The sequence below is a fragment of the Escherichia sp. KTE159 genome, assembly GCF_000408805.1.
Classification (GTDB): Bacteria; Pseudomonadota; Gammaproteobacteria; order Enterobacterales; family Enterobacteriaceae; genus Escherichia; species Escherichia marmotae.
Genome location: NZ_KE137292.1, coordinates 3,446,670 through 3,469,586, shown reverse-complemented (window position 1 = coordinate 3,469,586; position 22,917 = coordinate 3,446,670). Strand labels below are relative to the sequence as shown.

Here is a 22,917-nt window from a genome sequence, read left to right as displayed (position 1 = left end):
TATCCGACTTGTTGGTCGGATAAGGCTTTTGCTCTGCGTCAGGTGGCTGTGCAACATTGCCTGATGCGACGTTAACGCTTCTCATGATGCCTGACCGCTTTTTCACTCTCGCTACAGCATTACCTCGCTATTTACATCGCGATACTCTTTAGGCGTCGTGTCATACGCTTTTTTAAATACAGAGTAGAAATATTGCAGCGATGGATAACCGCACATTTGCGATATCTCGTTGATCGATAAGGTAGTAGAAATCAGCAGGCTGCGCGCTTTCTCTAGCTTCTCGGCATGAATCATGGCGTGAATGGTTTCCCCCACCTCTTCTTTAAAACGCTTCTCAAGATTGGAGCGCGATATGCCAACTGCATCGAGTACCTGATCCACTTTTATGCCTTTGCAGGCGTGATTGCGGATGTAATGCATGGCCTGAATAACAGCGGGGTCGGTCAGCGAACGGTAATCCGTAGAGCGCCGTTCAATAACGCGTACAGGCGGAACCAGAATCCGCTGCAACGGCATCTTTTCTTTATCTAATAACCGATGCAGAAGTTTTGCCGCCTGATAGCCCATTTGCCGCGCGCCCTGGGCGACAGAAGAGAGGGCGACACGCGAAAGATAACGGGTCAGTTCTTCGTTATCGATGCCAATCACGCATAATTTTTCCGGTACGGGAATATGCAAATGCTCGCATACTTGCAGAATATGCCGCGCTCTGGCGTCAGTGACGGCAATAATCCCTGTTTGCGGTGGTAGCGTTTGTAGCCAGTCGGCCAGTCGGTTTTGCGCGTGCTGCCAGTTCTCTGGCGCGGTTTCCAGCCCCTGATAAACGACTCCGCGGTACTTTTCCTCAGCAACAAGCTGGCGAAACGCATATTCGCGTTCGGCTGCCCAACGTTTGCCGCTAGATTCCGGCAAACCGTAAAAAGCAAAGCGGTTAACGCCTTTCTCTTTTAAATGCAAAAATGCGCTTTCAACCAGCGCATAGTTATCGGTGGCAATGTAATGTACGGGCGGGTAACTTTCTGCCAGGTGATACGAACCACCAACTCCGACAATAGGGACGTCGACATCAGCCAGCGCCTGCTCGATTTGTGTATCATCGAAGTCGGCTATGACGCCATCTCCTAACCAGTCCTTGATTTTGTCAATGCGGGCGCGGAAATCTTCTTCAATGAAAATATCCCATTCCGATTGTGACGCCTGTAAATATTCCCCTACGCCTTCTACTACCTGACGATCATAGGCTTTATTAGCATTGAACAGTAATGTGATGCGGTGACGTTTAGTAAACATGGTTCTTTTCCTGCTGAATCATGCAAAAAACTCAAAACCGGCAATAAGTTACCGGCTTTGAGAAAATTTTTATCAAAATCAGGAACGGCGTTTGGTTGCGGAGTCCATCCATACTGCCAGCAACAGAATCGCACCTTTGACGATATACTGCCAGAAGGTTGGTACATCCATCATACTCATACCGTTATCCAGTGAAGCCATGATGAATGCCCCCATTACTGCACCGGCAACACTCCCCACACCACCTGCCAGACTAGTACCGCCAATCACGCAGGCTGCAATCGCGTCCAGCTCAGCGATATTACCCGCAGAAGGTGAACCAGCGCCAAGCCGCGAACTAAGAATTAACCCGGCGATGGCCACCATCAAACCGTTGATAGCAAATACGGCAAGTTTGGTGCGTTCAACGTTAATTCCAGAGAGTCGCGCGGCTTCCAGATTGCCACCGATAGCGTAAATGCGTCTCCCAAAAGCTGTTCGTGTTGCCATAAACATTCCTCCGAGCAACAGCAACGTCAGCAGCAGAACAGGTGTGGGAACGCCACGGTAATCATTCAGCATCCAGATTGCACCTAAAACGATAATGGCGGTTAATGCCTGGCGACCGACTACTGCTGTAGATGCCGGGGACTGCAAACCCAAAGCCTGACGGCGCATTCTTCCGCGCCACTGCCAGCCGACAAAAGCCATTAAGCCAAGCGCGCCGATGATGAAACCGGTGCTGGCTGGTAGATAGCTTTGCCCAATTTGTGACATCGCGGCGCTGGTGGGTGAAACGGTCGTACCATTGGTGATGCCAATAAGGATGCCGCGAAATGCCAACATGCCCGCCAGGGTGACAATAAAAGAAGGTACTTTGCGATAAGCTACCCACCAACCATTCCAGGCACCGAGAAGCAGCCCCAGTACTAACGTAACAATGATGGTGAGTGGCAGCGGCCAGCCTAACCAGACGTCACAGATAGCGGCGACGCCACCTAGCAACCCCATCATGGAACCGACCGAGAGGTCGATTTCAGCGGAAATAATGACGAACACCATCCCTACTGCGAGGATGCCAGTAATCGCGGTCTGACGGAGCAAGTTGGATACGTTACGGGCGCTTAAATAGGCACCGTCAGTAGTCCAGGTAAAGAACAGCATGATGGCGATGATTGCAGCAATCATCACGAAGACTTGTAAATTCAGTGATTTCAGCACAGAGAAGCCACCGGATGTCGGTACGGCTAATTTCACTTCAGACGGATTGCTTTTCGACATGATGTTCGCTCCTCAATGCGGCTTCCATCACCTGTTCCTGAGTCAGGTTATGATTTATCAGGTTGGCTTTTAGTTTTCCTTCATGCATCACCAGTACACGATCGCTAAGACCAAGCACTTCAGGTAATTCAGAAGAGATGACAATAACGGCGATGCCTTGCTGGACGAGTTGGTTAATTAATTTGTAGATCTCGTATTTCGCGCCAATATCGATACCCCTGGTGGGTTCATCAAGAATGAGAATACGCGGGTTGAGTAACAGACAGCGTGCGAGGATCGCTTTTTGTTGATTGCCGCCGCTCAAACGTCCAATAGCAAGTTCCGGTGACGACGTTTTCACTTTGAGTTGCTGGATTGATTCCAGAATGCATTTTTGTTCTGCAGCATCATCAAGTTGGCTAATACCACTGGTAAATTTGTTGAGTGCGGCGAGGGTAATATTTTTGCCAACTGCCATTACCGGAACGATACCATCGCGCTTTCTGTCTTCCGGCACCATCGCAATACCCTGAGCGATGGCTTGTTGGCAATTACGAATATCTACCTGTTCACCATCGATAAATATTTTCCCTTCCCACTGTCCGGGCCAGACGCCAAACAGACATTGGATGGTCTCGGTGCGCCCGGCGCCGACTAACCCTGCAATACCCAGTATTTCACCGCGTTTCAGAGAAAAAGAAACATCGTTAACCCGTTTAATATGACGATTAACCGGATGCCATGCCGTCAAGTGCTCAATGCGTAATATTTCATCACCAGTGGTATGTGGTTCGTTAGGGTAAAGCGCTGTTAATTCTCGCCCTACCATCATAGTGATAATATCGTCTTCGCTCATTCCTGTTGCATCGCGGGTTCCTATATGCTGACCATCGCGAATAACGCAAATCGTGTCGGAAATTGCTTTGACTTCGTTGAGTTTGTGCGAGATATAGATGCAGGCTATGCCGTGTTGTTGCAGATCGCGAATAATATCCAGTAAAACCGTAGTTTCCAGCTCGGTTAATGAGGCTGTCGGTTCATCGAGAATTAACAAACGTACCTGTTTATTTAGCGCCTTGGCAATTTCAACCAGTTGTTGTTGCCCAAGCCCTAAGTCGCCAACGCGGGTATCTGGTGAAATGGATAAACTGACCTGTGCTAATAGCTTCTGGCAGCGTAGCGTCATCAGGTCATAATCCATAATACCATTATGGGTTATTTCATTGCCCAGAAAGATATTTTCCAGCACGGTCAATTCTTTCACCAGCGCTAATTCCTGGTGAATGATGGCGATACCTTTTTGTTCGGTATCGCGAATATGGCTCGCCTGGATTACTTCACCTGCAAAAATAATTTCACCTTCATAACTACCAAAAGGATAAATTCCGCACAGCACTTTCATTAATGTTGATTTACCCGAACCGTTCTCACCACAGAGTGAGACGATTTCGCCAACGCTCAACCGCAAACTGACGTTATCAATTGCCTTCACCGTGCCAAAGGTTTTGGTAATGCTCTTCATTTCAAGTAGATAAGACATAACGACTCCACCTAAGCCAATCAATTCACGCGGCATGGAGAGAAATCACACCCCCGGCCAGCGCCGGGGAGGTAACGCTTAAAGCTCGCTCTCTTTGTGGAATCCGTCTTTAATTACCGTATCCTTGATGTTGTTTTTATTCACATCGATAGGTGTCAGCAGGCGGGATGGAACATCTTTCAAGCCATTATTTAACGTAGTATCTGCTTTCGGTTCCTGGCCATTGCCCAACTCAACGGCAATTTCTGCCGCGGTATTTGCCAACAAAGTAATAGGTTTATACACCGTCATGGTTTGCGTTCCCGCGGCAATACGTTTAACTCCCGCGAGATCCGCATCCTGGCCGGAAATAGCCACTTTCCCTGATAAACCTTGCGCGCTTAATGCCTGAATTGCCCCACCGGCGGTAGCATCGTTTGAAGCGACAACTGCATCAATTTTGTTATTGTTAGCTGTCAGCGCGTTTTCCATAATTTTTAGCGCATTTTCTGGTAACCAGCCATCAACCCATTGGTCGCCAACGACTTTAATTTTTCCTGAATCAACATAAGGTTTTAATACTTTCATTTGCCCGGCGCGGAACAGTTTGGCGTTGTTATCGACCGGGGAGCCGCCCATCAGGAAATAATTTCCTTGCGGGACGATATCGACCAGGGCTTTTGCTTGCAGTTCACCGACTTTTTCGTTATCGAAAGAAATATAAAAATCGATATCCGCGTCGTTAATCATGCGATCGTAAGCTAATACTTTAATACCTTCTTGTTTGGCTTCTTTTACAACGTTACTTAATACCTGACCGTTATATGGAATAATGACGAGAACATCGACGCCCCGGTTAATCATGTTTTCAATCTGCGACATTTGGGTTTCTTCATTGCCATTTGCAGATTGCACGAATACTTTCGCACCGAGAGATTCCGCTTTTTTCACAAAGATATCACGATCTTTTTGCCAGCGCTCAAGACGGAGATCATCAATTGCCATTCCTATTTTGACTTCTTTGGCGTGCGCCGCGACGTTTGTAAGCAGGAGTGAGGTGCAAAGGGTGAGTAAAATGTTCTTTATTTTCATGGTGTAGAGGCCTTCTTTTGTTAGAGGACAGCTTTAATAAGTAACAATCACCGCGATAAACGTAATCAATTTTTAGCAACTAAACAGGGGAAAACAATTACAGATTTTTATCTTTCGATTACGATTTTTGGTTTATTTCTTGATTTATGACAGAGATCTTACTTTTGTTGCTTAATTGTACTTGTTGCATTTTTCTCTTCGAGGAATTACCCAGTTTCATAATTCCATATTATTTTGCGAGCTAGCGCACACTTGTGAATTATCTCAATAGCAGTGTGAAATAACATAATTGAGCAACTGAAAGGGAGTGCCCAATATTACGACATCAACCATCACACGCGGCATTACCTGATTATGGAGTTCATTATGCAAGCCTATTTTGACCAGCTCGATCGCGTTCGTTACGAAGGTCCAAAATCCTCTAACCCGTTAGCATTCCGTCATTACAACCCCGACGAACTGGTGCTGGGCAAGCGTATGGAAGACCACTTGCGTTTTGCCGCCTGCTACTGGCATACCTTCTGCTGGAACGGAGCGGATATGTTTGGTGTAGGCGCGTTTAACCGTCCGTGGCAGCAACCTGGCGAGGCATTGGCACTGGCGAAGCGTAAAGCTGATGTCGCATTCGAGTTCTTCCACAAATTACATGTGCCATTTTATTGCTTCCATGACGTGGATGTTTCTCCGGAAGGCGCGTCGTTAAAAGAGTACATCAATAACTTTGCGCAAATGGTTGATGTGCTGGCTGGCAAACAAGAAGAGAGCGGTGTGAAATTGTTGTGGGGAACCGCTAACTGCTTTACTCATCCTCGCTATGGCGCGGGCGCGGCGACGAATCCAGATCCCGAAGTCTTTAGCTGGGCGGCAACTCAGGTCGTTACCGCGATGGAAGCGACGCATAAGTTGGGCGGTGAAAACTATGTATTGTGGGGCGGTCGTGAAGGTTATGAAACTTTACTGAATACTGACCTGCGTCAGGAACGTGAACAGCTTGGTCGCTTTATGCAGATGGTTGTTGAACATAAACATAAAATAGGCTTCCAGGGCACATTACTTATCGAACCGAAACCGCAAGAGCCGACTAAACATCAATATGACTACGATGCCGCGACGGTCTATGGCTTCCTGAAACAGTTTGGTCTCGAAAAAGAAATTAAACTGAACATTGAAGCTAACCACGCGACGCTGGCGGGTCACTCTTTCCACCATGAAATTGCCACCGCCATTGCGCTTGGTCTGTTCGGCTCAGTCGATGCTAACCGCGGCGACGCGCAGCTTGGCTGGGATACTGACCAGTTCCCGAACAGTGTGGAAGAGAACGCGCTGGTAATGTATGAAATCCTTAAAGCAGGCGGTTTCACGACCGGCGGTCTGAACTTTGATGCCAAAGTACGTCGTCAGAGTACTGATAAGTATGATCTGTTCTACGGTCATATTGGGGCGATGGATACGATGGCGTTGGCATTGAAAATTGCAGCACGCATGATTGAAGACGGCGAATTGGATAAACGCGTAGCGCAACGTTATTCCGGTTGGAATAGCGAACTGGGTCAGCAAATCCTGAAAGGCCAAATGTCACTGGTGGATTTAGCAAAATATGCTCAGGAACATAATCTGGCTCCGGTGCATCAGAGTGGACGCCAGGAGCAGTTGGAAAACCTGGTAAATCATTATCTGTTCGACAGATAACGGCTAATTGCGCAGCCTCAAGCCCGGTTATCGGTAGCGATACCGGGCATTTTTTTAAGGAACGATCGCTATGTATATCGGGATAGATCTTGGCACATCGGGCGTAAAAGTTATTTTGCTCAACGAGCAAGGTGAGGTGGTCGCTTCGCAAACGGAAAAACTGACCGTTTCGCGTCCGCATCCACTCTGGTCGGAGCAAGATCCGGAACAGTGGTGGCAGGTGACTGATCGCGCGATGAGAACCCTGGGTGAGCAGCATTCTCTGCGAGACGTTAAAGCATTGGGTATTGCCGGGCAAATGCACGGTGCAACTTTACTTGATGCTCAACAGCGGGTGCTACGTCCTGCCATTTTGTGGAACGACGGGCGCTGTGCAGAGGAGTGCGTTTTGCTGGAATCGCGAGTTCCGCAATCGCGGACGATTACCGGCAACCTTATGATGCCCGGATTTACTGCGCCTAAATTGCTGTGGGTTCAGCGGCATGAGCCGGAGATATTCCATCAAATCGACAAAGTATTATTACCGAAAGATTATTTGCGTCTGCGTATGACGGGGGAGTTTGTTAGTGATATGTCTGATGCGGCTGGCACCATGTGGTTGGATGTCGCAAAGCGAGATTGGAGTGATGTCATGCTGGAGGCTTGCCAGCTATCTCGTGATCAGATGCCAGCATTATACGAAGGCAGCGATATTACTGGCACTTTGCTACCCGAGGTTGCAAAAGCGTGGGGAATGGCGGCGGTGCCAGTTGTCGCGGGCGGCGGTGATAATGCGGCAGGTGCGATTGGTGTGGGTATGGTGGATGCCAACCAGGCAATGCTGTCGTTGGGAACTTCGGGGGTTTATTTTGCAGTAAGCGAAGGGTTCTTAAGCAAGCCGGAAAGTGCTGTACACAGCTTTTGTCATGCTTTACCGGAGCGTTGGCATTTAATGTCTGTAATGTTGAGTGCGGCATCGTGTCTGGACTGGGCGGTGAAATTAACCGGCATGGGTGATGTTCCCGCTTTAATTACTGCAGCGCAGCAGGCTAATGAGAGTGTCGATCCTGTCTGGTTTTTACCTTATCTTTCCGGCGAGCGTACGCCGCACAATAACCCACAGGCAAAGGGCGTTTTCTTCGGTCTGACCCATCAGCACGGCCCCGCGGAACTGGCGCGTGCCGTACTGGAAGGCGTGGGGTATGCGTTAGCCGATGGTATGGATGTCGTACATGCCTGCGGCATTCAACCGCAAAGTATTACATTGATTGGTGGTGGCGCACGTAGCGAGTACTGGCGCCAGATGCTGGCGGATATCAGTGGTCAGCAACTAGATTACCGCACAGGCGGCGATGTGGGGCCTGCATTGGGCGCAGCGAGGCTGGCTCAGATTGCGATGAATCCAGATAAATCACTCGCTGAACTGTTACCACAACTGCCGTTGGAACAGTCGCATCAGCCGGATGCACAACATTATGCTGCTTATCAGCCACGACGAGAAACTTTCCGTCGTCTCTATCAGCAACTTCTGCCGATGATGACATAATATTTTCCCCTGTCTTATGTGACGGGGGATAATTCACAACTATGTATATTTATAATTTATTAATTTTTTATATGAATTTATTCTGAAAATCATTTGTTAATGGTGTTTTTCAGTTTTGTCTTTTGTTGGTTACTCGTAATGTATCGCAGGTAGATATGGAGATCGTTATGAAAACCTCAAAGACTGTGGCAAAACTATTATTTGTTATCGGGGCGCTGGTTTATCTGATAGGACTATGGATCTCATGCCCATTGTTAAGCGGCAAAGGCTATTTTCTTGGCGTGTTAATGACGGGGACTTTTGGCAACTATGCCTATCTGCGCGCAGAAAAACTTGGGCAACTGGATGAATTCTTTATTCGTGTCTGCCAGTTAGTTGCGTTAATCACTATCGGTCTTTTGTTTATCGGTGTTTTAAATGCGCCCATTAACGCGTATGAGATGGTGATCTATCCGCTCGCCTTTTTCGTCTGCTTGTTTGGTCAAATGCGCTTGTTCCGCACGGTATGATCGACATAAAGCTCTTAATGATTCAGGAATGAAAGGAAATCTGTGATGGAAAACAAAATATCAACCTATTCTCCAGCATTCGGTATTGTGTCATGGATAGCTCTCGCAGGCGGTATCGTTACCTATCTGTTAGGGCTATGGAATGCAGAGATGCAGTTAAATGAAAAAGGGTATTATTTTGCCGTGTTGGTGTTAGGGCTGTTTTCGGCAGCTTCCTATCAAAAGACCGTTCGGGATAAATATGAAGGCATTCCTACTACGTCTATTTATTATATGACCTGCCTGGTGGTCTTTATCATCTCTGTCGCTTTACTGATGGTAGGTCTGTGGAATGCAACGTTATTACTTAGTGAAAAAGGTTTTTATGGATTGGCCTTCTTTTTAAGCTTGTTTGGTACGGTAGCGGTGCAGAAGAATATCCGTGATGCCGGAATCAACGCATCAAAAGAAACGATGACTGTGCAGGAAGAATATAGCGAATAACCCACGTAAGCCCGGTCACACTGACCGGGTTTTTACTTAACTCACTAATCTGTTTTTGTCGATTCGTTGCACCAGCACAGAAAGTAACAAACTTGCTGCCAGCGTCGCGCAAAAGATCCAAATAATATCCAGTATTGGCCAGTTTTTAAGCTCAATACCACCGGTACGCAGCGCATGGATAATCAACGCGTGGAATCCGTATATACCTAAAGAATGACGGGATATCAGCCCAAGCCCGCGAATAGTGTGCGTATCCAGAGTATTTTTTACCAGAGTCAGTAACGCGATTGCGCAGATAAAAACCATCGGTCCACAGTAAAGATACCAGGTATCGGCAAAGTTTCCGCGCCACTGTAATTCATATAATGTCCCACGAGAGATAATAAATACTCCCGCTATAAACAGTGCGGCACTCATCCACGATAGAGATTTATGTTGTGTGTTTATCATCCCAATGGCGCGGCCCAGCATGCCATACAGGATGTAGTAAAAAGTATCGCCATTGATATATAAGTTAATTGGTAACCATTCAAAACCGTCGATCTTCTGGGGCACTGTGTTTGGGTTGGCGATGATGCCAATCACCACCATTAGCACCAGCAACATTTTACTGCTGATGTTTTTTACCTGAACCAGTGGCGAAACCAGATAAATCACCGCAATCGCGAAGAAAAACCATAAGTGATAAAACACCGGTTTTTGCAGCAGTTTTTTCAGCGATAACTCCACATTGATGGAGGTAAACAGCGCAATGTAGAGCAGTGCGACGACGCTATAAAACAGCAGACACAAGCCGATACGCAAGAAATGACGCGGTTGGGCGCTACGTTCGCCAAAAAAGAGATAGCCGGAAATCATGAAAAATAGCGGCACGCTGACACGAGAGGCCGAATTTAGAACATTCGCGATATCCCAGGTTACAGGGCTAACATTATGGGCATTGGTCACATACCAGGTAGTGGTATGAATCATCACCACCATTAAACAAGCTATCCCTCGCAGGTTATCAATCCAATAAATTTTGGGCTGCATCTGTGTCTCTGTATCTGGTTAAAAAAAGTCTGACCGATAAATCATTCGGCTGATGCACTGGAATAATCTGAGTTTGATCACTACATCTTAGAGATGCTTGAGAAAATTTATAAGATCCAGCCACTATACCGATATTAATAATAAGACTCACCTGCAAACCAGACGGTAATTTAACGATGATGAACTATTTCTTTCCGGCAATGACGCTCATTGTGTTAGTGGGATGTTCGGCACCACCACCCGAACAGAAAGCGCAACGGGTAAAGGTTGAACCGCTGCGTTCGTTGAATATGGAAATCTTGTGCAAGGATCAGGTGGCAAAACGTTATAACACTGGCGAGCAAAAAAACGACGTCATCGCGTTTGAACAGTTCCAGGGGAGCTATGAAATGCGCGGTTATACCTTCAGGAAAGAACAGTTTGTCTGTTCTTTTGACGCGGATGGCCATTTTTTGCATCTTTCCATGCGTTAAGCGCAGCCTTTTTCCCGTTTCGTACTGTATATCTTCCATCCAGCGGGTATACTGATCCCTTCCTTTAAATCCACACGTATCCAGCACGAAATAATATGCAAAAGTTTGATACCAGGACCTTCCAGGGCTTGATCCTGACCTTACAGGATTACTGGGCTCGCCAGGGCTGCACCATTGTTCAACCATTGGACATGGAAGTCGGCGCGGGAACCTCTCACCCAATGACCTGTCTGCGCGCGCTGGGGCCAGAACCGATGGCGGCTGCTTATGTTCAGCCTTCTCGTCGCCCGACCGATGGTCGTTACGGCGAAAACCCCAACCGTTTACAGCACTACTATCAGTTCCAGGTGGTGATTAAGCCATCACCGGACAATATCCAGGAGCTGTACCTCGGTTCTCTGAAAGAGCTGGGCATGGATCCGACTATCCACGATATCCGTTTCGTGGAAGACAACTGGGAAAACCCGACGCTGGGTGCCTGGGGACTGGGCTGGGAAGTGTGGCTGAACGGCATGGAAGTAACGCAGTTCACTTACTTCCAGCAGGTTGGTGGTCTGGAGTGTAAACCGGTTACCGGTGAGATCACCTACGGTCTGGAACGTCTGGCGATGTATATTCAGGGCGTAGATAGCGTTTATGACCTGGTCTGGTGCGACGGCCCGCTGGGTAAAACCACCTACGGTGACGTCTTCCATCAGAACGAAGTGGAGCAATCCACCTACAACTTCGAATACGCGGATGTGGACTTCCTGTTCACCTGCTTCGAGCAGTACGAGAAAGAAGCACAGCAATTGCTGGCGCTGGAAAATCCGCTGCCGTTGCCAGCCTACGAGCGTATTCTGAAAGCCGCCCACAGCTTCAACCTGCTGGATGCGCGTAAAGCCATCTCTGTCACCGAGCGTCAGCGTTACATTCTGCGCATTCGCACCCTGACCAAAGCAGTGGCAGAAGCATACTATGCTTCCCGTGAAGCCCTCGGCTTCCCGATGTGCAACAAAGACAAGTAAGAGGCGGCCATGTCTGAGAAAACTTTTCTGGTGGAAATTGGCACTGAAGAGCTGCCACCAAAAGCACTGCGCAGCCTGGCAGAGTCCTTTGCTGCGAACTTTACTGCGGAGCTGGATAACGCCGGTCTCGCACACGGTACTGTTGAATGGTTTGCTGCTCCGCGTCGTCTGGCGCTGAAAGTGGCTAACCTTGCGGAAGCACAACCTGATCGTGAAATCGAAAAACGTGGCCCGGCAATTGCCCAGGCATTTGACGCCGAAGGCAAACCGAGCAAAGCTGCAGAAGGTTGGGCGCGTGGTTGCGGGATCTCCGTTGACCAGGCTGAGCGTCTGACTACTGACAAAGGTGAATGGTTGCTGTATCGCGCTCACGTGAAGGGCGAAAGCACCGAAGCGCTGATACCGAACATGGTAGCTACTTCGCTTGCGAAATTGCCGATTCCGAAACTGATGCGCTGGGGCGCAAGCGACGTACACTTCGTGCGTCCAGTTCATACTGTGACTTTGCTGCTGGGCGATAAAGTCATTCCGGCAACCATTCTGGGTATTCAGTCCGATCGCGTGATTCGCGGCCACCGCTTTATGGGCGAGCCGGAAATTACTATCGATAATGCCGATCAATATCCGGAAATTCTGCGTGAGCGCGGTAAAGTCATCGCTGATTACGAAGAACGTAAGGCGAAGATTAAAGCCGATGCCGAAGAAGCCGCGCGTAAGATTGGCGGTAACGCTGACTTAAGCGAAAGCCTGCTGGAAGAAGTGGCTTCGCTGGTGGAATGGCCTGTCGTTCTGACTGCGAAATTTGAAGAGAAATTCCTCGCGGTGCCGTCTGAAGCACTGGTTTACACCATGAAAGGTGACCAGAAATACTTCCCGGTGTATGCGAACGACGGCAAATTGCTGCCGAACTTTATCTTCGTTGCCAACATCGAATCAAAAGATCCGCAGCAAATTATCTCCGGTAATGAAAAAGTCGTTCGCCCGCGTCTGGCGGATGCAGAGTTCTTCTTTAATACCGACCGTAAAAAACGTCTGGAAGATAACCTGCCGCGTCTGCAAACCGTGCTGTTCCAGCAACAATTAGGTACGCTGCGCGACAAGACTGACCGCATTCAGGCGCTGGCTGGCTGGATTGCTGAACAGATTGGTGCTGACGTCAACCACGCGACCCGTGCGGGGCTGCTGTCCAAGTGTGACCTGATGACCAATATGGTCTTCGAGTTCACTGACACTCAGGGCGTGATGGGTATGCACTACGCGCGCCACGATGGCGAAGCGGAAGATGTGGCTGTCGCGCTGAACGAGCAGTATCAGCCGCGCTTTGCTGGTGATTCTCTGCCGTCTAACCCGGTGGCCTGTGCGCTGGCGATCGCTGACAAGATGGATACTCTGGCTGGTATCTTCGGTATTGGTCAGCATCCGAAAGGCGATAAAGACCCGTTTGCGCTGCGTCGTGCGGCACTCGGCGTGTTGCGTATTATCGTCGAGAAGAACCTGAACCTCGATCTGCAAACGCTAACCGAAGAAGCGGTGCGTCTGTACGGCGATAAGCTGACCAACGCTAATGTGGTCGATGACGTTATCGACTTTATGCTTGGCCGTTTCCGTGCCTGGTATCAGGACGAAGGTTATACCGTCGACACCATCCAGGCCGTTCTGGCGCGCCGCCCAACTCGTCCGGCAGATTTCGATGCCCGTATGAAGGCCGTATCGCACTTCCGTACTCTGGAAGCAGCGGCTGCACTGGCGGCAGCGAATAAGCGCGTATCCAACATTCTGGCGAAATCTGACGAAGTCCTGAGCGATCGTGTGAACGCATCTACCCTGAAAGAGCCGGAAGAAATTAAGCTGGCGATGCAGGTGGTTGTACTGCGCGACAAGCTGGAGCCATACTTCGCTGAAGGTCGTTACCAGGATGCGCTGGTCGAACTGGCTGAACTGCGTGAACCGGTTGACGCCTTCTTCGATAAAGTGATGGTTATGGTTGATGATAAAGATCTGCGTATCAACCGTCTGACCATGCTGGAAAAACTGCGCGAATTGTTCCTGCGCGTTGCGGATATTTCGTTGTTGCAGTAATAACTCCTTTAGTAAAAAGCCTGCCAGATGGACTGCACCCCAAAAGTTGGACACCCAACTGATTAAGGTGCAGTTTTTTATGGCAAAGCCAAAATATTCTCTCGAAACCAGATTAGCTGTCGTTAATCATTATCTTGCCGGACACGATGGCGCACGTCGTACCGCTGAACGTTTTGGTGTTGAAGAAACATTTGTGCGACGCTGGGTAAGAGCCTGGCAACTCCACGGTATTGATGATATTACATGGAAAAATGACCGCCACTCTCCTGAGTTTCGACTGACGGTTGTTCTGAAGGCTCTGAGTGAAGAACTTACCATGCGCGAGGCCGCCGCACGGTTTAATATCTCAAATGAATCCGTGGTCCGGCACTGGGTGAAGGTTTACAAAGACACCGGTGAAGAAGGACTTCTGAACATAAAACCAGGTCGGAGCAAGGACATGACAAAACCTCAAAAAACACCTCCAATTACCGATGCAGAACTGGAAAAGTTATCTCCCGAAGAACTGTGGGCGGAACCCCGTTACCTTCGCGCAGAGAATGCCTATCTAAAAAAGCTGAAGGCCTTAGTTCAAAGCGAGAAAAACGGCAGAAAGCCCGGATAATCAGTGAGCTAAGGCTTAAGCATGCGCTCGGTGATCTTCTGCGTGCAGCGGGTATGTCCCGCAGTACGTGGTATCACAATATGAATGCCCTGAAGCGAGTGGACAGGCATGCCGGACTGAATGAACTGAGGAAGGCGATAGAGGACTATATCCATTATTATAACAACGAGCGGAGCAGCCTGAAATTAAAAGGCCTGAGTCCGGTAGAATACCGAACCCAGACCCTGAAAGCCGCTTAACATGAACTGTCCAACTTTATGGGGTCAGTCCAGGACAAATAAAAAAATCCCCGCCAATTGGCAGGGATCTTAGATTCTGTGCTTTTAAGCAGAGATTACAGGCTGGTTACGTTACCAGCTGCCGGGCCTTTAGCGCCGCTTTCGATGGTGAAGGACACTTTCTGACCTTCGTCCAGAGATTTGTAACCATCGTTCTGGATAGCAGAGAAGTGTACGAACACATCTTTAGAGCCATCGTCAGGAGTGATGAAGCCGAAGCCTTTGTCAGCGTTGAACCATTTTACGATACCAGTCATTTTACCGGACATAGTGTATTACCTTTAATAATTAATTGTGCCTTTCGGCGTTATGGCGTGCTTTACAGATTTTTGAAGCGTTAAAGGAAATGTGCACTACGAGGGGTATCAACGATAACTCTTGAAGGGACTTGCCTTACTACACTGCTTTAATGGTCTGTACGTCAAACCGTTGAGTGCATTAAGCCACGCATTGGGTGGTGATGCAACATTTATTTTTCAAATTTATGATTAATCGTTCAGAAAGCGGCCCTGTCAGCAGGACCGTCATCATCAAAAAAGGGAATAAAAACCTATTCCATCAACTGCTTACTTAATGCCGGGTTGGCTTGAATCAGGCGCATAAGTTTTAGTTCGGCACTGGAAGGCTTCACGCGTCTGGATTCCCATTCCTTTACCATGGCAACAGATACGCCCAAAACCCGGGCGAAATCATCAATTTTTAACCCTGTCCCTTTGCGTAATTGCTCAATTTCGGTACAAGGTGTTGGTCTGTGTGTCAGGGTAATTTTCTGTGTTTCATCTTTAAAAACAATCTGTTCCAGGCTACTCAACAACTCATGCATTGGATCTTTATATTCCATTGAAAACTCCTCAAATCACACTGCGGGATCGTGAATTTCATCGAAGCTTATTAAGAATAGTCGGGAAAACAGGCATAGCGGGGAGAAGTTAGACATGCTTTGAGTGTGATTCGATTCAGCCCGTCAGTCACCGTGACTTATAGTCACCTAACGATCTGATATATGCAGATATATCTCGTACTGGCCGTGATTTGTAAAGATTTCGAAAATCTGGCCTCCCAACGAGAAGGAAAGTCCTGGCAACAAAAACACAATGGCAATATCAATTTTTAACAATGAAACAACAAATTAACCTTACTTCATTTTCTCCATCATTTTCCCAGGAAGATTATACATAAAGGGTATCCTGTAGGCCTGTCCTGGACTATCCTTGTCTGCGTCAGACACGCGTGTGTCGTTGTGCGCTTTTTTTGGGTGAAAGGAGTAAGAAAATGGCGACAGGAAAGTCCTGCTCTCGCTGGTTTGCGCCTCTTGCGGCGTTATTAATGGTAGTTAGCCTGAGTGGGTGTTTTGATAAAGAAGGCGATCAGCGTAAAGCGTTTATCGACTTCCTGCAGAATACTGTGATGCGTAGCGGTGAACGTCTACCAACCCTGACTGCCGATCAGAAAAAACAATTTGGTCCTTTTGTCTCTGATTACGCGATCCTGTATGGCTATTCCCAACAGGTTAATCAGGCGATGGATTCCGGTCTGCGTCCGGTTGTAGACAGCGTTAACGCGATTCGTGTACCGCAGGATTACGTCACGCAAAGTGGTCCACTGCGTGAAATGAACGGTTCTCTGGGCGTACTGGCGCAACAATTGCAAAATGCGAAGTTGCAGGCAGATGCCGCGCACTCTGCGCTAAAACAAGCTGACGATCTGAAACCGGTCTTTGATCAGGCATTCACTAAAGTGGTGACTACTCCGGCCGATGCCTTGCAACCGCTGATTCCAGCGGCACAAACCTTCACGCAACAACTGGTGATGGTTGGAGACTACATTGCTCAGCAAGGTACTCAGGTGAGCTTTGTATCGAACGGCATTCAGTTCCCGACTTCCCAGCAGGCAAGTGAATATAACAAACTGATCGCGCCATTACCGGCACAGCATCAGGCGTTTAATCAGGCCTGGACCGCAGCAGTAACTGCAACCCAATAAACGGTAAAAGCCCGAGAAGTTATCGGGCTTTTATCTACGCAGTCGCGGCTTAGCCCGCGACGTGCGGATTCACACAGTTCTTCTCAGCCTTCCCCAGCAACGCATTAATCAAATTATCCACGGCACAGGCAGCCATGCCATAACGCGTCTCATGAGTGGCCGAACCAATATGCGGTACTGCAACGACATTGGTCATTGATAGCAACGGTGAATCTACGGGCAATGGCTCTTGTTCGAAGACATCCAGCCCGGCGGCGTGAATTTCCCCTTTCTGTAATGCGGCAATCAGTGCATTTTCGTCAACTACCGGCCCACGCCCTGCATTAATGAAGATGGCGGAAGATTTCATTTTGGCGAATTGTTCAGCGCCAAACAGGTGATGAGTTTCTTCAGTTAGCGGCAGGATCAGGCAAACGAAATCTGATTCTTGTAACAATGTATCCAGATCACAGTAGCGGGCGTTAAAGCGTTCTTCAGCTTCTTTATGATGGCGACGAGCGTTATAAAGAATTGGCATGTTGAAGCCAAAGTGCGCACGTTGCGCCAGCGCCATTCCGATCCGTCCCATCCCGACAATCCCCAGTGTTTTATGGTGAACATCAGTGCCGTACCAGTCCGGGCCGATATTGGCGGTCCATTCGCCCGCTTTTACGCGCTCCGCGACTTCCACAACCCGACGCGCGGTACACAGCACCAGCGCCATCAGCGTATCGGCTACTGTTTCCGTTAATACGGTTGGCGTATGCATCAGCAGGATTTTCCGGGCATTAAGCGCATCGACATCGAAATTGTCATAGCCGACAGAGATAGTTGAAGTGGCACGCAGTTTCGGCATCTTTTCCAGCAACGTGGCATCAACATTCTCATTTGAACCCAGTAGACCTTCAGCTTCGGCAAAAATCGCCGCGTTTTGTTCGATGGTCTGTGGATTGAGATTTGCCACCTGGTGAACGATGAAATGCTCTTGCAGGCGTTGCAGTAAATCATCAGGTAAGGCTTTGTAGAGGATAACGGACGGCTTCATTCTTCTCTCCATTCACTGATAAGGCGATCACCTTAGCCTGAAAAATGAAGCAGGAAAACCGAAGAATGCCAGGTGATTTCTTCGTCACCTGGCATGACAGTGATTACAGCGGGCTTAACGTAATTTCTACGCGACGGTTTTGGGCTTTGCCTTCTGCGGTGCTGTTGCTGGCGATTGGGTTAGCCGGGCCAAGACCTTGGGTACGAATACGGCTGGCGTCCACGCCCTGGGTGATCAATGCGCTGGCAACGGAATCAGCACGCTGCTGGGACAGACGCATATTCAGGTCGTGACCACCAGTGCTGTCGGTGTAGCCAATCACGTTAACCGCCGTTTTTGGATACTCTTTCAGCACCATTGCAACGCCGGTCAGGGTGTTAGCACCTGCTGGTTTCAGAGTGGCGCTGCTGCTGTCGAAGGTCACGTTGTTCGGCATGTTGAGGATAATGTTATCTCCGCTACGGGTTACGCTAACGCCTGTGCCGCGCATTTTGTCGCGCAGTTTCGCTTCCTGCACATCCATGTAATAGCCAACGCCGCCACCCAGTGCCGCACCTGCCGCTGCGCCAATCAGCGCACCTTTACCGCGATCTTTCTTCGAAGAAGAGAGAGCGCCAATACCCGCGCCAACGAGAGAGCCCAGACCTGCACCGATAGCAGATTTACCTGCTTCGCGTTCGCCGGTGTAAGGGTTAGTTGTACAACCAGATACCGCCAGAGCGCCGCTGACTACGGCAGCAATAAGATAAACACGTTTCTTCATTGTTAATCCTTAATAACCTTTTTATTCTTGGTCACGGGTTTCGTGGCGGGAGATTATGCCGTGTGAACATGAAGATTATTCCTGGGAATACTCGGAAATTTGTAAGTAATATTTAACTGCTCAATACATCTAACCTTTCAGGAGCCTTCGGTTTGGCCATCTCATCCTCACGTTATTCCGTTCTTACTGCCGCCCACTGGGGGCCCATGCTGGTTGAAACCGACGGTGAAACAGTCTTCAGCTCGCGTGGTGCGTTAGCCACAGAAATGGAAAATTCCTTGCAGAGCGCGGTTCGTGACCAGGTTCATAGCAACACGCGAGTGCAATTTCCGATGGTGCGCAAAGGTTTCCTCGCATCGCCAGAAAAACCACAAGGCGTTCGCGGGCAGGATGAATTTGTTCGTGTGAGTTGGGATGAGGCGCTGGATCTCATCCACCATCAGCATAAACGCATTCGTGAGGCTTATGGTCCGGCATCGATTTTTGCCGGTTCCTACGGTTGGCGTTCAAACGGTGTGCTGCATAAAGCGTCAACCTTGTTACAACGCTATATGGCGCTGGCAGGCGGTTATACCGGCCATCTGGGCGATTATTCAACCGGCGCGGCACAGGCGATCATGCCGTATGTCGTGGGGGGCAGCGAAGTCTATCAGCAGCAGACTAGCTGGCCTCTGGTGCTGGAAAATAGCGATGTGGTGGTGCTGTGGAGTGCTAACCCATTAAACACGCTGAAAATTGCGTGGAATGCGTCCGATGAGCAGGGACTTTCTTACTTTGCCGCACTGCGTGACAGCGGGAAAAAGCTGATCTGCATTGATCCAATGCGATCGGAAACCGTCGATTTCTTTGGCGATAAAATGGAATGGGTCTCTCCGCATATGGGGACTGATGTGGCGCTGATGCTGGGGATAGCTCACACGCTGGTGGAAAACGGCTGGCACGACGAGGCATTTCTGGCGCGTTGCACCACAGGTTATGACGTCTTCGCCTCTTATTTGTTGGGCGAGAGTGATGGCATTGCAAAAAATGCCGAATGGGCCGCGGAGATTTGCGGTGTTGGCGCAGAGAAAATCCGCGAGCTGGCAGCTATTTTCCACCAAAATACCACTATGCTGATGGCTGGATGGGGAATGCAGCGCCAGCAGTTTGGTGAGCAAAAACACTGGATGATAGTCACGCTGGCGGCAATGTTAGGGCAAATCGGCACGCCCGGTGGCGGTTTTGGTCTTTCTTACCATTTTGCTAATGGCGGCAACCCGACCCGCCGCGCTGCGGTGCTACCTTCCATGCAGGGCAGTTTGCCGGGTGGCACCGATGCGGTAGATAAAATCCCCGTAGCCCGCATTGTCGAAGCATTAGAAAACCCTGGCGGCGCGTATCAACACAACGGCATGAACCGACATTTCCCGGATATTCGTTTTATCTGGTGGGCGGGCGGCGCTAACTTCACCCATCATCAGGATACTCATCGTCTGATTCGCGCCTGGCAAAAACCGGAGCTGGTGGTGATATCGGAATGTTTCTGGACGGCGGCGGCGAAACATGCCGATATCGTCCTCCCCGCGACTACGTCGTTTGAGCGTAACGATCTCACTATGACCGGCGATTACAGCAATCAACATCTGGTGCCGATGAAGCAAGTGGTGCCACCGCGTGGTGAAGCGCGTAATGATTTTGATGTTTTTGCTGAGTTAAGTGAGCGCTGGGAGAAGGGCGGCTATGCCCGGTTTACGGAAGGGAAAAGTGAGCTGCAATGGCTGGAAACGTTCTATAACGTTGCGCGGCGGCGTGGAGAAAATCAGCAGGTTGAAATACCGCCGTTTGACGAGTTCTGGGAAGCCAATCAGTTAATTGAGATGCCAGAAAATCCAGACAGCGAGCGGTTTATCCGTTTCGCGGATTTTCGCCGCGACCCGCAGGCACACCCATTAAAGACGACCAGTGGTAAGATTGAGATCTTCTCGCAGCGCATTGCGGATTACGGTTATCGGGATTGTCCAGGCCATCCGATGTGGCTGGAACCCGATGAGTGGTGGGGCAACGCCGAAGCAGAGCAGTTGCAGGTACTTTCAGCCCATCCGGCGCATCGCCTGCACAGTCAGTTGAATTACAGTTCACTTCGTGAATTGTATGCGGTGGCAAACCGTGAGCCTGTCACCATTCATCCTGACGATGCAAAGGCACGCGGCATACAAGATGGCGATACTGTTCGGTTGTGGAACTCGCGCGGGCAAATTCTTGCCGGAGCGGTGATTAGTGAAGGCATCAGGCCTGGTGTGATTTGCATTCACGAAGGGGCATGGCCAGATCTGGATTTTACTGCTGGCGGCATTTGTAAAAATGGCGCGGTGAATGTGCTGACCAAAGACTTCCCAAGCTCGCGGCTGGGTAATGGTTGTGCGGGTAACACGGCGCTGGCGTGGCTGGAAAAATACACGGGGCCTGAACTTAAACTTACAGCGTTTGATCCGCCTGCCAGTCCATAATCCAGGTAGGGAGTTGGGTTTCCTCCTGCCATGCGCAGTCGACAATTTGAAAACCCTGCGCATGGTAAAAACTTATTGCTGGCTGGTTTTTCTGGTAAACCTCCAGCAATAAATGAGGATGGCGCTGTTGCATATGTTGCATCAAAGCCTTACCGATACCGCGTCTGACAGCCTTCGGTGCGACAAACATTGCTGCCAGAAACCGCCCTTCCATAATGCTGGCAAAACCGAGAAATTCACCGTTTTCTTCCCATACCCAGTTTTGCGCGTTGGCAAGATATGCATCACGCACCAGCGGAATGCAGTCACGCCAGTAACTTTCTTCTATAAAGGGATGTCCCCAGGTTGTACTTTCCAGCCACAGTTCAAGGATTGCGGGCAGTTCCGAACGTTGTGCTTGTCTAATCATGCTTTATTCCCCGGATGGCAACAGCAGTCAACCACATGATCATTCACCAGCCCACATGCCTGCATAAAGGAGTAACAAATCGTTGATCCAACGAATTTAAAACCGCGTTTTTTCAATGCCTTAGAAAGCGCCTCGGAGGCGGGCGTTGATGTGGGGATTTCACTCAACGTTGTGGCTTGTGTCACCTGCGGCTGATGATTTACGAACGACCAGACAAAGTCGGCAAATGGTTCGCCGTTCTGTTCCATTTGCAGGTATGCGCGCGCATTGCCAATAATGGCCTGGATTTTCCCGCGATGGCGGATAATTCCGGCGTCCTGCACCAGCCTTTCAACATCCTCTTCCTGCATTGCAGCGACCTTCACGGGATCGAATTGATGAAAACAGGCGCGATAATTTTCACGTTTTTTGAGGACGGTAATCCAGGACAGCCCAGCTTGTTGCCCTTCAAGGCAGATCATTTCGAACAGTTTTTTACTGTCAGTTTCAGGCACGCCCCACTCTTCATCGTGGTAGGCAATATAAAGCGGGTCCTGACTCACCCAGCCGCAACGTTCCATACTTTCCCTCTCTATGCACCTGTTCGTAAAAATTTCACCTGCTTTTCTTGACGCACCGGCGAAAAAGTCAATATTTAATACAGGACTAATATGCCCGATATCCTTCATACAATGACAATAATAATGCCGAATTCGGCTCTTCCCTGGAGTCGTGTTAATGATCATAAAAAAATGCGGTGGTCGCTGGCCCCTAAGTCTGCTGGCGAGCGTGGTAATCAGTTCTTTTTTTCTCAACACAGCTTACGCCTGGCAACAAGAATATATCGTTGATACGCAGCCAGGACATACCACAGAGCGTTATACCTGGGATAGCGATCACCAACCTGATTACAACGATATTTTGTCGCAACGTATTCAAAGTAGCCAAAGAGCGCTGGGACTGGAAGTTAATCTGGCGGAAGAAACTCCCGCGGATGTAACCAGCAGCATGAGTATGGGCTGGAACTTCCCTTTATATGAACACGTTACAACAGGCCCGGTCGCCGCATTGCATTACGACGGAACGACCACTTCGATGTATAACGAGTTTGGCGACAGCACTGCAACACTGACCGATCCGTTATGGCATGCCAGCGTCAGTACGTTGGGCTGGCGTGTTGATTCCCGACTTGGCGATTTCCGCCCCTGGGCGCAAATCAGCTACAACCAGCAATTTGGTGAAAATATCTGGAAGGCTCAATCAGGCCTGAGTCGCATGACGGCGACAAATCAGAACGGCAACTGGCTTGATGTGACCGTAGGCGCCGATATGTTGCTTAACCAAAATATTGCCGCTTATGCTGCGTTATCCCAGGCAGAGAACAGCGCCAATAATAGTGATTATTTGTATACTATGGGGGTTAGTGCCAGGTTTTAACTTGTTTTTTACAGTGC

Annotated in this window: 22 protein-coding genes and 1 pseudogene; 12 read left to right on the top strand and 11 right to left on the bottom strand. The window is 49.2% G+C overall.

The genetic code is table 11. The features are described 5' to 3' along the window. Window positions 1-111: 111 nt before the first annotated feature. The 4 genes from xylR to xylF all read right to left on the bottom strand — a co-directional run bounded on the left by xylR (window position 112) and on the right by xylF (window position 5,140). Window positions 112-1,290, bottom strand: coding sequence for a D-xylose utilization transcriptional activator XylR (xylR, locus tag A31E_RS05305; RefSeq protein WP_001517328.1), 1,179 nt, complete (start codon window positions 1,288-1,290; stop codon window positions 112-114). Window positions 1,291-1,368: 78 nt separating this feature from the next. After that, window positions 1,369-2,550: a xylose ABC transporter permease XylH gene (gene xylH, locus A31E_RS05310; protein WP_016249343.1), complete on the bottom strand. Its 1,182-nt coding sequence runs from the start codon at window positions 2,548-2,550 to the stop codon at window positions 1,369-1,371. Continuing rightward, a complete protein-coding gene (xylG, locus tag A31E_RS05315) occupies window positions 2,528-4,069 on the bottom strand; it encodes a D-xylose ABC transporter ATP-binding protein (RefSeq protein WP_016249342.1) in 1,542 nt (513 codons plus the stop codon). Before xylG ends, xylH begins: the two co-directional genes overlap by 23 nt. Before the next feature lie 78 nt (window positions 4,070-4,147). Beyond that, a complete protein-coding gene (gene xylF / locus A31E_RS05320) occupies window positions 4,148-5,140 on the bottom strand; it encodes a D-xylose ABC transporter substrate-binding protein (protein ID WP_000694882.1) in 993 nt (330 codons plus the stop codon). A 366-nt stretch (window positions 5,141-5,506) separates the two neighbouring features. Here xylF and xylA point away from each other — a divergent pair, with 366 nt between their 5' ends. The 4 genes from xylA (at window position 5,507) to yiaA (ending at window position 9,346) form a co-directional block, all read left to right on the top strand. Beyond that, window positions 5,507-6,829 carry a xylose isomerase gene (gene xylA, locus A31E_RS05325; RefSeq protein ID WP_001517327.1) on the top strand — a complete coding sequence of 441 codons (1,323 nt, stop codon included), beginning with the start codon at window positions 5,507-5,509 and terminating at the stop codon, window positions 6,827-6,829. Between the two features lie 70 nt (window positions 6,830-6,899). Then, the gene (xylB, locus tag A31E_RS05330) at window positions 6,900-8,354 is read left to right on the top strand and encodes a xylulokinase (protein ID WP_001517326.1); all 1,455 of its coding nucleotides are present in this window, start codon (window positions 6,900-6,902) and stop codon (window positions 8,352-8,354) included. A gap of 167 nt (window positions 8,355-8,521) precedes the next feature. Beyond that, window positions 8,522-8,863 (top strand): inner membrane protein YiaB, encoded by a 342-nt coding sequence (gene yiaB, locus A31E_RS05335; protein ID WP_001517325.1) that lies wholly within the window; start codon window positions 8,522-8,524, stop codon window positions 8,861-8,863. A gap of 45 nt (window positions 8,864-8,908) precedes the next feature. After that, window positions 8,909-9,346: an inner membrane protein YiaA gene (gene yiaA / locus A31E_RS05340; RefSeq protein ID WP_001517324.1), complete on the top strand. Its 438-nt coding sequence runs from the start codon at window positions 8,909-8,911 to the stop codon at window positions 9,344-9,346. A gap of 36 nt (window positions 9,347-9,382) precedes the next feature. Here the strand turns inward: yiaA and A31E_RS05345 are convergent, their stop codons facing one another. Then, on the bottom strand, window positions 9,383-10,378 hold the full coding sequence (locus A31E_RS05345; protein ID WP_016249341.1) for an acyltransferase: 996 nt from the start codon (window positions 10,376-10,378) through the stop codon (window positions 9,383-9,385). A 176-nt stretch (window positions 10,379-10,554) separates the two neighbouring features. Between A31E_RS05345 and A31E_RS05350 the strand changes: the two genes are divergently transcribed. The 5 genes and pseudogenes from A31E_RS05350 to A31E_RS25870 all read left to right on the top strand — a co-directional run. Next, on the top strand, window positions 10,555-10,851 hold the full coding sequence (locus tag A31E_RS05350) for a YsaB family lipoprotein (protein ID WP_000982350.1): 297 nt from the start codon (window positions 10,555-10,557) through the stop codon (window positions 10,849-10,851). A gap of 95 nt (window positions 10,852-10,946) precedes the next feature. Further along, the gene (glyQ, locus tag A31E_RS05355) at window positions 10,947-11,858 is read left to right on the top strand and encodes a glycine--tRNA ligase subunit alpha (protein WP_001168542.1); all 912 of its coding nucleotides are present in this window, start codon (window positions 10,947-10,949) and stop codon (window positions 11,856-11,858) included. Between the two features lie 9 nt (window positions 11,859-11,867). Then, on the top strand, window positions 11,868-13,937 hold the full coding sequence (gene glyS, locus A31E_RS05360; RefSeq protein ID WP_001291753.1) for a glycine--tRNA ligase subunit beta: 2,070 nt from the start codon (window positions 11,868-11,870) through the stop codon (window positions 13,935-13,937). A gap of 79 nt (window positions 13,938-14,016) precedes the next feature. Continuing rightward, window positions 14,017-14,541, top strand: coding sequence for a helix-turn-helix domain-containing protein (locus A31E_RS05365; protein ID WP_016249340.1), 525 nt, complete (start codon window positions 14,017-14,019; stop codon window positions 14,539-14,541). Window positions 14,542-14,666: 125 nt separating this feature from the next. Next, window positions 14,667-14,780 (top strand): annotated as a pseudogene (locus A31E_RS25870) (IS3 family transposase); the annotation flags it as partial. Window positions 14,781-14,875: 95 nt separating this feature from the next. Here A31E_RS25870 and cspA read toward each other — a convergent pair. Next, complete coding sequence (cspA, locus tag A31E_RS05370; RefSeq protein WP_000014594.1) at window positions 14,876-15,088, bottom strand: transcription antiterminator/RNA stability regulator CspE; 213 nt, start codon at window positions 15,086-15,088, stop codon at window positions 14,876-14,878. Window positions 15,089-15,369: 281 nt separating this feature from the next. Further along, complete coding sequence (locus A31E_RS05375) at window positions 15,370-15,660, bottom strand: HTH-type transcriptional regulator (protein WP_001517320.1); 291 nt, start codon at window positions 15,658-15,660, stop codon at window positions 15,370-15,372. A 431-nt stretch (window positions 15,661-16,091) separates the two neighbouring features. Here A31E_RS05375 and A31E_RS05380 point away from each other — a divergent pair, with 431 nt between their 5' ends. Then, window positions 16,092-16,802, top strand: coding sequence for a DUF3053 domain-containing protein (locus A31E_RS05380; RefSeq protein ID WP_000190515.1), 711 nt, complete (start codon window positions 16,092-16,094; stop codon window positions 16,800-16,802). A 49-nt stretch (window positions 16,803-16,851) separates the two neighbouring features. Here the strand turns inward: A31E_RS05380 and ghrB are convergent, their stop codons facing one another. Both ghrB and A31E_RS05390 read right to left on the bottom strand, forming a co-directional pair. Further along, window positions 16,852-17,826, bottom strand: a complete 975-nt coding sequence (gene ghrB, locus A31E_RS05385; protein ID WP_016249339.1) for a glyoxylate/hydroxypyruvate reductase GhrB — start codon at window positions 17,824-17,826, stop codon at window positions 16,852-16,854. Between the two features lie 103 nt (window positions 17,827-17,929). Next, a complete protein-coding gene (locus A31E_RS05390; RefSeq protein WP_000747625.1) occupies window positions 17,930-18,589 on the bottom strand; it encodes an OmpA family lipoprotein in 660 nt (219 codons plus the stop codon). A 152-nt stretch (window positions 18,590-18,741) separates the two neighbouring features. Between A31E_RS05390 and bisC the strand changes: the two genes are divergently transcribed. Further along, window positions 18,742-21,075, top strand: coding sequence for a biotin sulfoxide reductase (gene bisC, locus A31E_RS05395; protein WP_016249338.1), 2,334 nt, complete (start codon window positions 18,742-18,744; stop codon window positions 21,073-21,075). On the opposite strand, the gene A31E_RS05400 is transcribed toward bisC, so the two are convergent. After that, on the bottom strand, window positions 21,044-21,484 hold the full coding sequence (locus A31E_RS05400; RefSeq protein ID WP_016249337.1) for an N-acetyltransferase: 441 nt from the start codon (window positions 21,482-21,484) through the stop codon (window positions 21,044-21,046). The genes bisC and A31E_RS05400 overlap by 32 nt on opposite strands. After that, entirely contained in the window at window positions 21,481-22,044 is a 564-nt protein-coding gene (gene tag, locus A31E_RS05405; protein WP_016249336.1) for a DNA-3-methyladenine glycosylase I, read from the bottom strand. Before tag ends, A31E_RS05400 begins: the two co-directional genes overlap by 4 nt. 157 nt (window positions 22,045-22,201) lie before the next feature. Here tag and A31E_RS05410 point away from each other — a divergent pair, with 157 nt between their 5' ends. After that, window positions 22,202-22,900, top strand: a complete 699-nt coding sequence (locus A31E_RS05410; protein WP_001517315.1) for an autotransporter outer membrane beta-barrel domain-containing protein — start codon at window positions 22,202-22,204, stop codon at window positions 22,898-22,900. The last annotated feature ends 17 nt before the right edge of the window (window positions 22,901-22,917 follow it).